General features: G+C 59.3%; 17 protein-coding genes, 1 tRNA gene and 1 other RNA gene. 8 read left to right on the top strand and 11 right to left on the bottom strand.

Annotated elements, in window-relative coordinates:
* The first annotated feature begins 23 nt into the window (after positions 1-23).
* Together AB7813_RS03690 and AB7813_RS03695 are read left to right on the top strand one after the other, a co-directional pair.
* On the top strand, positions 24-2,960 hold the full coding sequence (locus tag AB7813_RS03690) for a phage tail length tape measure family protein (RefSeq protein WP_441227893.1): 2,937 nt from the start codon (positions 24-26) through the stop codon (positions 2,958-2,960).
* A gap of 147 nt (positions 2,961-3,107) precedes the next feature.
* The gene (locus tag AB7813_RS03695; RefSeq protein ID WP_441227894.1) at positions 3,108-4,505 is read left to right on the top strand and encodes a hypothetical protein; all 1,398 of its coding nucleotides are present in this window, start codon (positions 3,108-3,110) and stop codon (positions 4,503-4,505) included.
* Here the strand turns inward: AB7813_RS03695 and AB7813_RS03700 are convergent.
* The 6 genes from AB7813_RS03700 to AB7813_RS03725 form a co-directional block, all read right to left on the bottom strand.
* Positions 4,502-4,840, bottom strand: a complete 339-nt coding sequence (locus AB7813_RS03700) for a hypothetical protein (RefSeq protein WP_441227895.1) — start codon at positions 4,838-4,840, stop codon at positions 4,502-4,504. The genes AB7813_RS03695 and AB7813_RS03700 overlap by 4 nt on opposite strands.
* A 129-nt stretch (positions 4,841-4,969) precedes the next feature.
* A complete protein-coding gene (locus AB7813_RS03705) occupies positions 4,970-5,713 on the bottom strand; it encodes a hypothetical protein (RefSeq protein ID WP_441227896.1) in 744 nt (247 codons plus the stop codon).
* Between the two features lie 33 nt (positions 5,714-5,746).
* Positions 5,747-6,640, bottom strand: a complete 894-nt coding sequence (locus tag AB7813_RS03710; protein WP_441227897.1) for a hypothetical protein — start codon at positions 6,638-6,640, stop codon at positions 5,747-5,749.
* Positions 6,637-6,930 (bottom strand): 4-fold beta flower protein, encoded by a 294-nt coding sequence (locus AB7813_RS03715; protein ID WP_441227898.1) that lies wholly within the window; start codon positions 6,928-6,930, stop codon positions 6,637-6,639. The genes AB7813_RS03710 and AB7813_RS03715 overlap by 4 nt, the downstream gene beginning before the upstream one ends.
* A 177-nt stretch (positions 6,931-7,107) precedes the next feature.
* Positions 7,108-7,386: a hypothetical protein gene (locus tag AB7813_RS03720; protein WP_441227899.1), complete on the bottom strand. Its 279-nt coding sequence runs from the start codon at positions 7,384-7,386 to the stop codon at positions 7,108-7,110.
* A complete protein-coding gene (locus AB7813_RS03725) occupies positions 7,379-7,792 on the bottom strand; it encodes a hypothetical protein (RefSeq protein ID WP_441227900.1) in 414 nt (137 codons plus the stop codon). Before AB7813_RS03725 ends, AB7813_RS03720 begins: the two co-directional genes overlap by 8 nt.
* 595 nt (positions 7,793-8,387) lie before the next feature.
* On the opposite strand from AB7813_RS03725, the gene AB7813_RS03730 reads away from it, so the two are divergent.
* Positions 8,388-9,149, top strand: a complete 762-nt coding sequence (locus AB7813_RS03730) for a hypothetical protein (RefSeq protein ID WP_441227901.1) — start codon at positions 8,388-8,390, stop codon at positions 9,147-9,149.
* Positions 9,150-9,186: 37 nt separating this feature from the next.
* On the opposite strand, the gene AB7813_RS03735 is transcribed toward AB7813_RS03730, so the two are convergent.
* Together AB7813_RS03735 and AB7813_RS03740 are read right to left on the bottom strand one after the other, a co-directional pair.
* The gene (locus tag AB7813_RS03735) at positions 9,187-9,984 is read right to left on the bottom strand and encodes a TIR domain-containing protein (protein ID WP_441227902.1); all 798 of its coding nucleotides are present in this window, start codon (positions 9,982-9,984) and stop codon (positions 9,187-9,189) included.
* 84 nt (positions 9,985-10,068) lie between these two features.
* Positions 10,069-10,158 (bottom strand) — tRNA-Ser (locus AB7813_RS03740).
* Positions 10,159-10,326: 168 nt separating this feature from the next.
* Between AB7813_RS03740 and AB7813_RS03745 the strand changes: the two genes are divergently transcribed.
* Entirely contained in the window at positions 10,327-10,677 is a 351-nt protein-coding gene (locus tag AB7813_RS03745; protein ID WP_439083461.1) for a hypothetical protein, read from the top strand.
* A 31-nt stretch (positions 10,678-10,708) separates the two neighbouring features.
* Positions 10,709-11,061: a transfer-messenger RNA gene (gene ssrA, locus AB7813_RS03750) on the top strand.
* Positions 11,062-11,143: 82 nt separating this feature from the next.
* Here ssrA and AB7813_RS03755 read toward each other — a convergent pair.
* Together AB7813_RS03755 and AB7813_RS03760 are read right to left on the bottom strand one after the other, a co-directional pair.
* On the bottom strand, positions 11,144-11,383 hold the full coding sequence (locus AB7813_RS03755; protein WP_439063862.1) for a hypothetical protein: 240 nt from the start codon (positions 11,381-11,383) through the stop codon (positions 11,144-11,146).
* 381 nt (positions 11,384-11,764) lie between these two features.
* Positions 11,765-12,022, bottom strand: a complete 258-nt coding sequence (locus tag AB7813_RS03760) for a hypothetical protein (protein WP_139212545.1) — start codon at positions 12,020-12,022, stop codon at positions 11,765-11,767.
* A 237-nt stretch (positions 12,023-12,259) separates the two neighbouring features.
* Between AB7813_RS03760 and AB7813_RS03765 the strand changes: the two genes are divergently transcribed.
* Complete coding sequence (locus AB7813_RS03765; RefSeq protein WP_276509758.1) at positions 12,260-12,382, top strand: hypothetical protein; 123 nt, start codon at positions 12,260-12,262, stop codon at positions 12,380-12,382.
* A 74-nt stretch (positions 12,383-12,456) separates the two neighbouring features.
* Here the strand turns inward: AB7813_RS03765 and AB7813_RS03770 are convergent, their stop codons facing one another.
* The gene (locus AB7813_RS03770) at positions 12,457-12,621 is read right to left on the bottom strand and encodes a Flp family type IVb pilin (protein ID WP_089264337.1); all 165 of its coding nucleotides are present in this window, start codon (positions 12,619-12,621) and stop codon (positions 12,457-12,459) included.
* Positions 12,622-12,958: 337 nt separating this feature from the next.
* Here AB7813_RS03770 and AB7813_RS03775 point away from each other — a divergent pair, with 337 nt between their 5' ends.
* Together AB7813_RS03775 and AB7813_RS03780 are read left to right on the top strand one after the other, a co-directional pair.
* Complete coding sequence (locus tag AB7813_RS03775) at positions 12,959-13,894, top strand: septal ring lytic transglycosylase RlpA family protein (RefSeq protein ID WP_231081137.1); 936 nt, start codon at positions 12,959-12,961, stop codon at positions 13,892-13,894.
* A 179-nt stretch (positions 13,895-14,073) separates the two neighbouring features.
* Positions 14,074-15,276 carry a D-alanyl-D-alanine carboxypeptidase family protein gene (locus AB7813_RS03780; protein WP_439064624.1) on the top strand — a complete coding sequence of 401 codons (1,203 nt, stop codon included), beginning with the start codon at positions 14,074-14,076 and terminating at the stop codon, positions 15,274-15,276.

The following is a 15,276-nucleotide window of genomic DNA, read 5'->3' on the forward strand; positions in this document are numbered from 1 at the left end:
CTCCCGTCGTTGAGACAACCCCGATGACAGTCGCGCTTTCCTCGCTCAGGGTCACCTCTGATTTCGACGCCGCCGGCTATGTTCGCGGCGCTGCTCAGAAGGTTGCCGCCGATCAGCAGATGATCGCGGCCGACAAGGCGCGCAATGCTTCGCTGGCTCAGGTCGACGCCGCGGTGGCGAAGGTCGTCCCCGGCATGTCGAAGCTTAGCGCTTCACTGCTTGACGGGTATAGCGCCGGTTCGAAGTTTGATCTGACAATCCGGCAGATCGGCAATGCCGTCGATCGCGGCATGGGACTCGATCGGGCCAACGTGCTCCTCGACGCGGCATACAAGAAATTCGGGTTAACCGCCGATGCCATCGCGCTAGCGGAAAGAGGCTTCGTCTCCATCGCCCCTGCGGTCGACCAGGCCAATTCGCGCCTCGAGGCCCAGGCACGTTTTGCCGCGGACCTCGAGTCCGCCGTAAAACGTCTAACGGCAGTGCAGCAGGTCCAGATACGTATCGAGTCACAGTTCGGGATTGGAGCTTCAGCAAACGACAATTCAGCATCCCGCGCGGCAGACATCGAGGCACTTGGCGTCTCCCTGAACAATTTGCGCGCTAAATATGCTCCGCTGTATGCCGCTCAGCAGCAATATCTGACGACCTTAAAAGACCTGAATTCGATTGAGGCGCGAACCGCGCTAACCGAGACAGAGCGGGCCGCGGCGCTGCAACGAACCAAGGATGCTTTCGCCTCGCAAGTTGTGGCGATACGCAACGCCGGAAATCAGACGGATCAGCTCGGCAAATCCGGGAGCTCGGCCGCCCAGAAGCTTGGACAGCTTTCGTATCAGGTCAACGACATAATGGGTGGCCTTGTGAGCGGGCAGAGCCCGCTGACAATCCTCGCGCAACAAGGAACCCAGGTCAGCCAAATTTTCACCTCGGGTGCCCGAACCGTCGGTGGCGCACTGGCCGCGATCGGCGGCGTCACAGTTGTCGCGGGTGTCATCGCCGCAGCCCAAGCGATCGGCAACCTGCGCAAGGAAATGGGTGATCTCGGCGATACTGCGCGACGCACCAATACGTCAAGCGGCGACCTGCAACTGATCTTGGCCGCCGGTCGCTATAAGGGGCTCTCGGCCGATGATGGCGCTAACGCGGCTCAGGGGCTCGCCGCCGGGCTAAACCAGGCGCTCAAATATTCTACGGATCTCTCGCAGCTCTTCGCCTCAAACGGCGTCTCGCTGAGAACGCAGGCCGGCAACGCGAAGGGCTTGACCGACATCCTTGCCCAAGGTGCGGACCTAGTCCGGAACGCGCGGACCGAGCAGGACAAATTCTTGATCGTGCAGCAGCTTGGACTTTCGCCGACGCGAGAGATGGTCAAGTATCTCGAGCAAGGCGGCGCGGCCCTGAAGCTGGCGATGGAAGATGCCAGACTCGCCGGCGGCGTCATTGACGACAAGCTCATTCGATCTGCGGCCCAATTCGACGAGCGCTGGTCCGTCGCATCCACCAACATCTCGCTGAAGTTCAGATCATGGATTGCCGAGAGCTTAGACGGCTTCGGCCGGCTGAGCGACAGTCCGCTGTTTTCGAAGCTGCTGACGATCGGCACATTCCTGCCATTGGTCGGCCCGCTGATCGGGCTTGGCCGAACGGTCGCCAACATCGGGGCGCCAGGCGCGGCCGCAAACGATCCGCAGCGACGTCTCGAGGGATCCTTCAGCCTAGTCACGGCGGAGAACGACCGCGTCGCATCCGGCAACCGAACGAAGCTCACAGCCGACACCGCCAAACTTCTCGGCATAGAGTCGCAGCGCATCGGGCTACTGGGTGTCACAGCAACCACCAGCCAGCAGGTTCGTGCAGCAGAGATCGCCCTCGATCAGGCTCACCTAGCCGGAGTCGATATCTCCGAGAAGCAGCGTGCCGCAGTGTTGGCCCTCGCGCGAGAGCAAGCGCTAGGGATCACGGTTCTAAAGCAGCAGACGGATGCGACGCGCATTCAGACTGAAACGATCGGAATGTCGGTCGGTGCCGCCGCTGAATTCACCGCTGTGCAGACTCGGCTGGCTGAGGCTCTTCGTAACAAGCAATCGCTGACTGCGCAGGACATCGAGCAGATCCGCGCCCAGGCAGCGGCGCTCGGCGACGCGACCATGGCGGCCGAACGAAAGCGTATCGCGGACCAGGTGAGCTTTGGCGGGCGCACATCACTCCTTTCAGCAGAGGACGTGCAGATCGCCACACAATTGCGAGGGCTTTATCCGGACGTCGCGACGGCATTGGCCAGCGTCGAGGCATCGGGGTTGAGAACGAACACGGCCTTGAGCGGGCTCGCGAACTCCATGTCTGGGACACTCAACACAGGAATCGCGGACGTGCTGGACAGCACGAAATCGCTCGGTGCCGGTGCCGGCGACATGTCTCGAGCGTTCGTCCGCGCTCTGAACGAGATGCTGGTGAAGATGCTGATCGTCGCTCCCATCATGCGATCGATGCAGGGTCTATTCGGCGGCGGCGGGCTGCCGCTGCCTGGCGCTAGCGACTTCATGGGGCCTGTCGCCAACGCGAACGGAAACGCGTTCAGCGGCTCGAACGTCATCCCGTTCAGGAGCGGCGGAGCGTTCACCAACCAGGTATTCAGCGCGCCGACGTTCTTCCAGTTCCGCAACGGCGGCGCCATGGCCAATGGCGTCATGGCCGAAGCCGGTGAGGAAGCTGTCATGCCGTTGCGTCGCGGCAGCGACGGCCGGCTCGGTGTGTCGATGGTCGGTGGTCAAGCCGGTGGACCATCTACATCCGCCGGCGATGTCAGCATTACCGTCAACGTCAACGTGCCGGAAGGTACCGGCACGGACGACGCCGGCGCAATTGCTGAAGCCGTCAAAGCGGCGATCGTTCCAGTGATCGATGAACGGCTCTCATATCACTCGAGATCGAGAGGGATGCTCAACAATGCGAGCTGAATCAAAACGTAAAGCGATGCTCGTGGGCGCCGCCGCAGCTGCGTTCGCGATTATCGCAGTGATCACACTCAACGTGGGGAAACCAAAGCCCTGCGCCGGAAACTTTCTACAGGACGATGCGTCATGCAATATGATTGGAGATCGAAAATGAAGCGTCACCACCTCGTTGCGCTCGCCTGGCTGGCGCTTGCGTCCCCAGCGATGGCGGCGCAAGGCTCCGGCTGTATGCCGACCACCGGCACGGTCTCGGGTCTCTCGTTCTCGCAGGCGGTAAACGCAGCCTTCCAAGCGCTGATCTCCAGCAATTCAGGCGCATCCCCGCCGGCTACGGACTGTTCGGCAGCTCCAGTGAAGGGGCAGACTTGGCTTGATACGTCGGTGACGCCGAACGTCGCCAAGCAATACGACGGCACGTCTTGGGTCGTGATCGGCGCGCTCGATGCCGCGAACCATTTATGGTCACCGCCCATTGGCGGCGGCGCAGCGTCGATCGCTGCTGCGACGACCACCGATATCTGCGCAGCGCCATCGGCGTTGCAGTCAATCACGGGCACGACAACGATCGCCGGATTTGGCTCGGGGTGCCTAGTTGGCGTGACCAAGAAGCTGTTCTTCAACAGCGCCACGCCGATCACCTACAACGCCGCGTCCATGATCCTTCCGGGTCAGCGGGACTATGTTGCGACGCCGGGAGACTTAGCTGAAGCGCTTTATCTCGGCGCTGGCAACTGGCGCCTGGCCATCTCGAAGATCGACGGCAGCAGTGTCACCAATCCGGCGATTCCGCTCGGCACGGCATTGATGGGGGACTACGGTTTCCTGCCCAGTAAGACCGTGTTTGGAAATGGGCAGGCGCTGTCCCGTGCGAGCTACCCGGACTATTTTAATGCAGTGACTCGGGCACAAACCGGAACGCTGACCGCCGGAAATAACACCATTACGTCGGTAGGCAGCACGATCGGTCTCGGAGCCGGCATGCCTATCGAGGGCATTGGGATCCAGGCCGGTACGACGATCGTAAGCTTCACTTCCAGCACGATCGTCATGTCGCAGACTGCCACGGCGAACGGCACTCAGACCGTGCGCGCGTTTCTGACCGGCTACGGGACGGGTGGCGACTCCACAACCGTCGGCGTGAAGGACTGCCTTGGTCGAATGATCGCCGGCTTCGATCCCTCGTCTGTGCGGTTGCTGGGAGCCACAGCGGTCAATTCAACGCAGGGTAATCGGACGGCGTTTTTAACCACGCCGAACTTGCCGCCATACACACCTGCGGGATCGATTACGAATGGTGCAATCAGCGCTCAGTTTGTTATCGACGGACAGGCAAATCTAACCGCCAAAGCGGGTTGGAACCTTGGTACGGGTGACTCCGGTTCGGGTACTCAGTTTCCCAATACTGCAGGCACCTCCGGCAATCTCGGTGCGTTCTTTACGCAGGCCGCGTCTGGTTTCGGCGGCACAGCGCAGGGCGGCACGTCGACGCCGTTCTCCATTGTCCCGCCGATGGTGACTGCTGAGTGCGTTGTGGTGGTGCTGCCTTAGCGCAGCGCCGCTTTAATATCAGCGTCCCGCGCTGCCGCTTCTTCAGCGTCCGCCTGCGCATTGTATTGCGACAGCGAGGCTACGGTTGCCCCGTCGAGATGCGCAGAGCCTAAGGACAAGAGGGGCTTCGCCTTTGCGATGAGCTCAGCCTGCACTTTCTCGAAGGTCCAAGTTCGTTCGCCTTCGATTCTGAGCTCAATCTTCAGGTCGTGCCATTTGGTTAGTACCGATGCTGGAAGACTTTCATCGCCAATCTGGAAATGCGCTTCGCCAACATAGATTCCGTCGTCTGCAATAAAACTAACCCTGCCGATGCCGCAATAACTAACCTTCATCTGAATCTCCTAATTCGTGATCAGGGTGCATCATCGCATGGATGGCAGGCGGCCGGGAGTCGCGGACCGGTTGCGCCCGCTATTCACATGCCGAGACGTTCGCCAACACGAAAGAGCGATTATGCAGAGTTACTTTATCGATTTTCTGTACCATTCCGAAACCGTGCTATCTGATGAGAGAACATTTCGGAGCTGTAGAGACTGAACCGTGCCGATGAAGCAGTTGTTTGCAGTGGTTATCAATGCCTCCAGAATTTCGATGGTTTCATCATCCTTCTTAGTGCCAGACATCCCGAATAAATGAAATCGTCCGGGAGTGCCGCCGTAAAGATCCATGCTCTCAACGTGCCGGCCATGCACGTAGTTAGAGAACGCCATGTAAGACTTTGACATCAACTCTGCGGTGGGTTTGCTAGCTTCCTCGATAAATTCGTCCAAGCGTCGCCCTAGTGATTGATGAACATCTTTCTGCTTTAAGTTTGTCGGCCTGGCAGACAGCGCTCGGGTGTTCCAATCATCTGCAAAATAGTCGTCGATGAATTTTAGCGCGGCGCTCGTCGGGTCTTTGTTATCTTTCAGGTTTAGCAGAACGAAATCTATCTGCGAACAGAACTCTAAGACCGATCGCATAAGAACGTTGATTTCTTGAGAGAACCCGCCTTTTGCAAGGCAGATTGATGCATACAGAGCACTAACCACGCGTGCCGATCGCAATATACAAAAGTGCGCTAGCCCTGGATTGCTGTATCGAAAACAACGTTCAGTTCGGTCGAAGGCGGGTTCCTCAAACTGATCCGCGAAGGCATGAACGAAGGCTGCAAGATCGTCCACCCGCTCGGCGAGGCGGTCGAGCTCTAAAATCGGTGTTCGCATGGTGATTGCTCCGGCGGACCGCGGGCACCTAGGTCAGTCCCGCTTCATTAGAAGTGACAAAGCCGCGGTAAGCTCGGCCTTGTCCTTCAGGGCTTGCGAAAGCTTCTCCGCGAGCTCGGCGAGGACGACACGGATGGCGTGAGCCAGCTCGAGGCATTTTTCGTCTGGCTGCTCGTGCAGCCCTGCACTTAGAGCGGAGTGAAGGAGAGTAAGGGGATTCTGTCCGTTGATCAGCAATGTTTGAGGCAGTGCATCCTTCACTAGGCTCACTGATTTTGAAAATTGCGTTTCGTTGCGCGCGGCATCCAGTGCCGCAAGATTCTCCTCTGAAGCGCCGATGGTTTTCGAAACGCTTATGATCTCATCAATGATGCGATTCTTTTGGTGCTCTACAACGCGACGATAATAGCCAAAGGCACCTACGCCTAGGTTTTGAAACTCGCAGCGTCGCCCCTTCAAGAAGGTATCGCGCTGGTCCTCAAGCAGGGTCAGAAGGCGAGGGGGCGTGGGAGGGCCATATGGAGGTTTTTCGCCATACTTGTAGGCAGCGCCAGCGTCTTCGGAACTCGCATCGACTGATACTCGAAGCGAGAACATCTTCATCGACATGCGGCAGTTCGAGCATAGATAGGTGAAATAGAAATCCCGAAAGGCGTTCTCTTCCTGCAACGTTTGCCCGACATCGGTGCAACGAAAGATGCGGTCGCCCTTACAGGATGGGCTCGGGCAATGCAGCGTCAAGGCCGGTCGATTGATTGTGCGGGCATTCCGGGGGCCTTCGCGCTTCACGAGATCCGATATCGCTCTTTCTTGTGATGGCGGCACTCCTTCGAGGAATGCAGCGAACTTGATTAGCTCCAAAGCAGCAGGCGACTTATCTCCAGTTACTTTCTCGCGACTTTCTTGGGGTTGTTCTGCGGACGTCATCGGAAGATTTCGCCGGACACGTCGCGGCCGGCATTCCTTCCACTACCGCGGTTTCCCGGGTTGCCGGGCGAGCCAGGATTTCCAGGGTTGCCTGGGTTTCCCACGTTCCCGCGATTGAAGCCGCTCTTGACGATCATGTCGCCATCGAGCTCACCGAGGTATTCTCCGGTCAGCCTGTGAACTCCGCTGCCACTGACCTGACCAACCGCGTTGCCTCTCATGTCATGTAGGTAGCGGTCTCGACGAAAGCCCACGGCATTGCCGCGAGAGTCATAAATGTAATCTGTCATCTCAACCAATCCCCCATGGGCCAAAAGCTACTGCAACCTGAAGGCGCGCGAAAGCGCCCCGAGAGGGGATAGGCTTTTACTTTTTGGGTTTCGGCGCGACGCGCACGTCCAGGAATTTCTGCGCAGCTGAAACAATCATTGAGGTCAACAGGGCAGGCTCGGTGCTTTTGACAAAGGTCAATCGCTGCGATCTTTGGTCAGCCAATCCCAGATGTTTTGCTGAAGGAAGCCGCTTCGTTCCGTCGGATCGATCTCGCAAATGAAGACTGTATCCTCGGGGTGTATCTCGCGCTTGATATACTTATACCACACGTCTGGTGCGGTCACTGTATATAAAAGCCAAGCATTAGGCGCGAACTTGACCCAATCGATAGCAGTATCGAAAAGGACCTTTAATTCCTTGTCTGGCGGCGTGCGCCCTTCGAAGTTGAATGTGACTTGCAGATATTTAGCCATTGTCGAGTGGCCTTACAGGAAGTTCGTCAATGGTAGGCCAATCTTTCGTCGGATCTGGAATGCGCGGTGAAACATTGGGGGATGAAAGCCCCTTCGTTTCAGCCTCAAATCTTTGGTACTCAAGAAGCTCTGCACCTTCCAGAAGTGCTTGAGCTGGATTCTTCTCAGCAAATTTCTGTGTTGACCGCGCCCACCAGACAAAAACAGCCGACGCGAGCGTCCCGACCGCTAACAGCGACAGATTCTTCGTTAGGTTATCGCCAATCTGCCAAGCGACGATGGCCCAAACCGTAAGCAATCCTATAGCGGCGTGACCAGTTTTTCCGACGACGCCTCGGGCAAAGCGAATCGTCCGGTAACCCTCCGAAAGTTTCCTCAACACATCTTCTGGATCTGGTCCCGCCATGTACCAGCGATACCACCACTTAGCGCGCCGCGGCAATCACGCGCCTGGATGATGCCGCCAACGCGGGGATTGATTTATTAACCAAATCAGATGAGCATGTCCGTGGGCCTGATAACCCGGACTAGAGCTACGCCGCACATTCCTGAAGGAATACCCGCTCGATTGGCGTCGAGAGGAGGCGGCTAAACGTGTCGGTCTTTCGACCTTCACGACGGACGAGCTTGGCGGCTCGGATCCGAACCCTGCCATATTGGCCGGGGGCGGACGTGCTGTCCAGAGGGTTTCGGCCCTTAAAAGCGTCCGGCTTGTCGCTCTGGCAAGTTATCAGCCCCCGGCTGCAGCGGCCGTCCCGCTGCGCAGGCCCTGATAAGCCCTTGATGACAGAGCACGTAAAATGACCTTATCCAGACCTATGTTTCCGCCCCGCCGGGAGTCCGCCAGCACGCCGGACGACCTAGCAGCATGCCCACCACCAGCGATTCCAGATAGCCGCCCAGGCGCGGCCCAGGCCAGATCTGTGGACGGCGAACCAAAGGGCAGGGCGCCGACTTTCGTTCCTCGAGCGATTGGCTCAGCCCTGACACGGAGGACCCTCATGAACCAGCTAGTCACGCTACCGCTGGCGGCAACGCCAGTCGCCGTTCAGCTTTTGCCGTTACCAACGCGCGCGGCCGAAGGAGATGACGCCAGGCTGATCACGCTAGCAGATGAGCTCACAAGGCTTCGAGGCCTCTGCAGGCAGCGCTCGATCGAACTCGGTAAATGCGATGATGCCTGGGTACGGCCAGAACGACCGCGCGTCTTGCTGAAGCGCTACGACGACGGAGACGTTGGCTCGTACACGCGCCAAGCCGATGGATGTTGGGAAGAATGGTGCGTGGAGGACGACATCGACAAGCTTCGTGGTCGCACCGAATTCCATCAATGGAATTTCATTGGCACATCGGAGCAGTGGGACGAATTCGGATTATCGAACTGGAGAAGCAACCGAAGCCTTCCCGCCGGCGCGCCTTCGGATCTATTCGTATCGCTCGGCGATGAGCAGCGGCGGAAGCGAGCCGACGAACTCATTGCCGCACTTGACACCCACCGCGAGGCGCATGCGAAGTCTCGACAGGAAAGTGGCTACGACGCAGCCGATCGAGCGCTGCGCGCCGTTTGGGACGAGGAGGCGGCCGTGTTCGAGGAGATGATGGAGTTGAAGCCGACGACGCTCGCGGGCTTTCGTGCTGTTGCTTCAGCTATCATTAACTTCTGCTGGCTTGGCGAGATCGAGGACGGAAACACCAAGGAGGAGCAGATGGTCGGCCTGATGCTTTCGCACCTGACGGGTATTGAGGTTAAGCGAGCGGCCTAGTTATCGCGTGGCCCGCCGGTTCTCCGGCGGGCCTTCCTCAGCGGTTCAGCCAATCGGAATGTCGTGAGATCCGGCTAGCGGTGGATACGTTCTTCATTTTCTTAAACGTAATAGATTCCTTGCCTTGCAGGTCTGCCTCGTACCGAAAATGGCTTGCCGCTTTTTCGATATATTTTCTCGCCGATCCCGGCTCCAGTTTTAACTCGCGATCCACCTCAGCATATCGGATCGCGCTCATGTTCATCGAGCTTGGCCTTGCGCCCATCCACGATCTGATGAACGCTTCGCAGTCCACAGGATCATTGCATAGCTCTTCAGAGTCTTCCTGCCCTGTGATGACAGTTGATGCCGAGGCCGCAGCCTTGGGCGATTGATCCAGTCGTCCAAGCCGGTTTATCGCCTTTCGGAGGCGATTGCAGGCCGAGCCAAGGGCCGCCTGCATATTTCCATCCTGTCGATCGGGAGAGAAGTTTGCAGGTGTGATGCCAAGCAAATCTGTCGGCAAATGAAGATCTTCGACGTTCGCTGGGACAACTAGAAAGCAGCGCTCACTGCCGAGCCTGCCGATGAACAAGCCGAGCTCAAACACAACGTTGTCTCGAACCGTCGATTTGTCAGTTTTTCTGATCGTCGTCACATCATCGGGTGCGAGCACGAAGATGCCGAAATCGCTGTCATCGAGTTGGTCTATAAGGGAAGCCATGGCAGTGCGGGAGAGCTCGAAAACGCCCTGATCCCAAACCGTCGATTCGATGTCGTGCTGCAGATTGTCTTGGATGGCATATGCCAATTCCAACTGCTCGACAGAGGATCCGATAAACACCCGCGGCTTCATATGTGCGCTCTTGTGGGTTCGTTTGTGGGCAGAACGAGAAAGTCAAAAACTTTATTAGCAATCTCAATCTGTTAGTTCGGGTGATGGCGGAAAGGGTGGGATTCGAACCCACGGTACCCTTGCAGGCACGGCGGTTTTCAAGACCGCTGCCTTAAACCACTCGGCCACCTTTCCGTCGTGGGACAGCGCTTAGCAAAGCGGCCTGCCGAGGGAAAGAGAGGATTGCGCCGGGGCGGCTGTCCGGGGCTGAAATCATCGGCACGGGGAATTCCCTTGGGTCGGTCGGTGCCGGGCGCCGGGCGTGCTAAGCAAAGCCTGACGATTCTGAGGACGGAGACCGACATGGCAAACCCGACACCGCGCGCCGACGCCTTGCGTGCGATGCGCGAGGCCAAATTCGAAGCCGCGCAGCGGCTGATCAAGGAGGCCGGCAAGGCCGCCGCGCCCGCGGAGAGCAAGCTTGCGCCTGCGGCGAAGAAGGTGGCTGCCGGGAAGCCGGCGGTCGAGCTTCTGACCGTCGAGACACAGGGTTTAGGGCCTCAGGCTGTGGAATTGCCGCCGGTCGAAGCTCCGATTGCCGAAGCCAAACCCGCAAAGATCAAGGCACCTAAAGAAAAGCCGGCCAGGGCAGAGGCGGCCAAGGGCGCCGCCAAAAAGACCGCCACCAAAAAGAGTTCCGCCAAGAAGGACTAGCGGCATTCCGCCCGGAATGCAGGGCGGACCGAGCCTAGATTTCGCCTGAGATCGCGCCTATATCTGGTTCGTCGCAAGACGATGGCGCTGAACCTCTCAATGGACTGCGGGCAGACCCGGGGGCAGTACCCGGCGCCTCCACCTCAGCAGCTCGCGATCTCATCCAGGTGAGGTCGATTTCGCCGGACGGTGAAATGCACGGGCTGCTCAGGCGGGGGCGAAACAGGATCGATGGCCGCGAAGAAGTTGTGAATTGTGCTCGGCATGATACCGCCGTTATCGGGTCAAAACCTAAATGCAAACGATAACGTTCGCATGAACGAAGTGCGCCTCGCGGCGTAACCGTTCGGGGTAGGTCCACCTTGCAACAGAACGGCCATGGCCGCGTCAACCTTCGGGTTGGCGCGGCTTTTAATTTGCCGAGTGCTTCCAGTTTGTAGTGTCGGAGAATGGCGCTTCCGTGCGCTCAGTGCCTGGTCTTGCCGGTCTGCAAGAACGGCTGCCGCGCATTTTCGTGCTTCTGATAGAGTTCGAGCCAGCGCCGGTCTTCGGCATGGGCCCATTGTTCGAGCGAGATCCCAGGCGGGCGGCCGTGACCGATGGTGCCGTCAAGGCGGGTGAATTCCGCAGTCTCTTCCGCGGTCAGCCCGATCAGCACCCGGATGCCCTGGTCATTCAACTCATAGCTGTCGTCATCGTCGATCATGCCGGCAATTGAGCAAGGCTGCAGGTGCGGTCAATGCAATTACCGGTTTAACCTAACCAATCAACCTTACCGGCAGCATGTGCGTCTGATCGTCGGTAGGCATCCATCGTCACGATGCGATGGTGCCCCGCTTTGCTGCCAGCTCACTCCGCGTCATTACGAAGCGCCGCGCGGCGAGGCTATGCTTGCCGTGGACGCACAAATTATAGCCGAAGCCACGACGCAATTTTAACAGAATGCATGCTCACATTCAGTGTCGTTCGGTCGATGCAATGGAGCAGGCAATGGCACGCAATTTCGGCGTTCCCCGACAGTTCCGCCCGCGGGCGCAGGCGTCCGTCTGGCCGCTATGGGTGATGGCTTTCGCGGTCGTCACCGTGATCAATGCAGCGACATTCCTTCCGCACTAGCGGGAGCAGGTGGCTGCTCACTCGACGCTGCAGCATTCGGCAGGCGCCACGACCCGAGCACATAGAGCTTCATGCTGTTCTGGAAGCGCGACGTGACGGCGGTGAAGATCGCTTGTGGGTGTTCGGCCCAGATGGCGATTTGGTAGAGCGTCACGATCAGGTGGCCATCGCGAAACCTGTACTCTCCCGCACCGGTGATCCCGCCGCAGTCCGTCCTTGAAACGTCCATCTCCATCCCCAACATCCCGCCGCAAGAGTCCCGCCAGGAATCGCGTCAGCGCGTTCTGCTATCAAATCCAAATCATGCGCGATCGTTCAACTAACAAATAGTTGAAACAGACGGGGAGCGAGTTGCGGAAATTAATCTCTGTTAGCGGCGGGCCGCAAATTCAAAACAAACCGCAGCGGGGATCTTAAAAATCACCATGTATTGCTGTGCCCAACGAGAATGCCCGGGGGCTTTGTGGTGATCGAGACCTTGTTGTTGCTGAGTGTCGTTGCCGGTGTCGGCGGCCTGCTGGTGCAGGTCTATCGCTGGCGTCAGGACGTGTTGTACGGCCCGTATATCCGCCGCGAGTGGTACGATTGATCGTGCGAGGCGTAACTTGAGGAGGACTCCGCGCGCCGTGGCGGCGCGGGGAGTGATAATGGATCGTCAGGTCGTCACTTCAGTGACGAGTTGATCGATGTGAACTTGCCATTGAGCTTGGTCCCCATACCGTTGATGACGGCAATGATGGCGAGGGCAATGCCGGCAGCAATCAGTCCATATTCGATGGCCGTGGCGCCGGTTTCGTCTGCGATAAATCGCTTGATGAGGTTTTTCATAGTGGTGCACGCTACGAAGCTCGTCTGAATCCGGGGTAAATATGTAAGCGTCGATCCCGGAAAAAATGCGCGTGTTCTGAAGTGGTTGAACACAATCCCGGTGCCATCTCACCGATCGCAAGAGGAACTTCTAGCGCGACGTGTGCGGTGCGAGCGACACCCGGCGTGCGGGCTGAAAACCCACATCCTCTGTTTACCATACGGGGGCTCTCCCCATTTCCGCCGCGATCCGGCTGCGATATATTCACCACTTGATGCGGAAGTGGGCCGTATCGGGATTTTGGCCGTGGGGATGCCCGGAGATGGGCAGGCGGCCGCTGGAATGGTATTGGGGCGTATGGGGATTCGTGGGTCAAACCGACTCGGCCAGGCTGTTCAGGCAGCAGCGGCCATCAGCGCCTGTCTGGCGCTGGCCAATTGTTCCTCCTCCACCACCAGCTTCAGCCGCCTCGATCCGAAATATGGCGTATCGAGCAGTCCTCGGGTCGTCGGGATGGGCGAGCCGGTTCCCAAAGGCGGCGGCACCTACCGTATCGGCAAGCCCTACACCGTCGCCGGCAAGCTCTATGTGCCGGAAGAAAACATCAATTACCGCGCTGAAGGCATCGCCTCCTGGTATGGCGACGCGTTCCATGGCCGTCTGACGGCCAATGGCGAAGTGTTCGACATGGCCTCGCTCACCGCGGCCCATCCGACGCTGCCGATCCCGAGCTATGCCCGTGTAACCAACGTCTATAACGGCAAGTCGCTGATCGTGCGCGTCAACGATCGTGGCCCGTATCACGGCAACCGCCTGATCGACGTCTCGAACAAAGCCGCCGAACTGCTCGAATTCAAGGGTAACGGCACAGCCAAGGTTCGCGTCGAATATGTCGGGCGGGCGCCGCTGGAAGGGTCGGACGATCGCCAGCTCGTTGCCACGCTGCGCACCGGTGAGCCGGCACCGTCGCCATCGCTGGTGCGTGTCGCCTCGGCGCGCTCTTTCGTGCCCGACATGCAGGGTGGTCGTGTTGTCTCGCGCGATGTTCCTCTGCCGGAGGGCCGCCCGTATTCGCTCGGCAATACCTCGGCCGATGTGGCGTCGATCCGTTCGACGTCGGAAATGTCGGCGTCCAGCCGCATGCGCACGGCATCGGCGCCGCGCATGACCGAGAACCATCGCGCGGTGTCCTATGAGAGCAACGCCGCTTATGCCGCGCCTGCCGAGCCGGATGACGGCACGGTCGATGCGCGCGGCGCTCAGGCGATCCTGTCCGGCCGCGGTCTCTACTAAGCCGGTTCGTCCTTCACGACCGACACCAGACGGGCGCAGCATAGCGCCCTGATCTGCGTTGCACCTTGCCGCGTTGTTTGCCTCCGTTGATCCTGTTAAGACCAGAGCACTCAGGACAGCACATGGCATCTGGCTCCATCCCGTTGAAACGACCGCAATTCGCCGCGCGGAGCTGGCGAATGCTGCTGGCTGCGCTGTTGGCGTTTGGCGTCGTCCTCGGCCCAACAGCGCAGGCTGCGAACCAGAGCGTGCAGGGCGCCAAGAAGGTCGTCGAGGACGGTGGTTACGACACCGATGCGCCGACCGCGATCCTGATCGAGGCCGGCTCCGGCAGCGTGCTGTTCGAGAAGAATGCGGATGAGCTCCGCGCGCCCTCCAGCATGATGAAGCTGATGACCGTCGAACTGGTGTTCGACGCGCTGACCCGCGGCGACATCAAGCTCACGGACGAATACCGCGTCAGCGAGAATTCCTGGCGCAAGGGCGGCGCGCCGGCTGGCGCATCGACCATGTTCGCCGCGATTAACAGCCGCGTGCCCGTCGCCGATCTTTTGCGCGGGGCCATCATCCAGAGCGGCAACGACTCTTGCATGATCCTGGCGGAGGGCATTGCAGGCGGCGAGGCGGCCTTTGCCGAGAAGATGACGGCACGGGCGCGTGCGCTGGGCATGCCGAAATCCACCTTCGCCAATTCCAACGGTTTGCCGGACCCCGGCAACAAGATGACGGTGCGCGAGCTCGGCGTTCTCGCCCGTCATATCGTTCGCACCTATCCGGAATTCTACAAGCTGTTCGGCGAGCGCGAATTCACCTGGAACAAGATCCGCCAGCAGAACCGCAATCCGTTGCTGGCGACGCTGGACGGCGCTGACGGTTTCAAGACCGGCTACACCAAGGATGGTGGCTACGGCATGGTCGGCTCGGCCATCCGCGACGGCATGCGGCTGATCGTGGTGATCAACGGTCTGGACGATCCGGACGATCGTGCGACCGAGGCGAAGAAGCTGCTGGAGTGGGGTTTCAAGAATTTCGAGGCTCGCACGCTGTTCGCAGCCGACCAGACCGTCGGCTTCGCCAAGGTGTTTGGCGGCGAGAGCCGCTCGGTCGCGCTCTCGGCCAAGGAGCCAGTGAAGGTGATGGTGCAGAAGAACGGCACCGACAAGCTGATCGCTCGCGTCGTCTATAAAGGCCCCGTGCGTGCACCCATCGAGCCCGGTCAGCCGGTCGGCGTGATCAAGGTCTGGCGCGGCGCCAATATCGCCGTCGAGACGCCGCTCTATACGGCGGCCGCGGTCGGCACGGGATCGACCATGCGGCGCGCCGTGGACGGCGCCGGTGAGCTGGTGATCGGACTGTTCCGCGCCGGCGCCGAGAAGCTCTGA

It is taken from the genome of Tardiphaga sp. 20_F10_N6_6 (assembly GCF_052076045.1).
GTDB lineage: Bacteria > Pseudomonadota > Alphaproteobacteria > Rhizobiales > Xanthobacteraceae > Tardiphaga > Tardiphaga robiniae.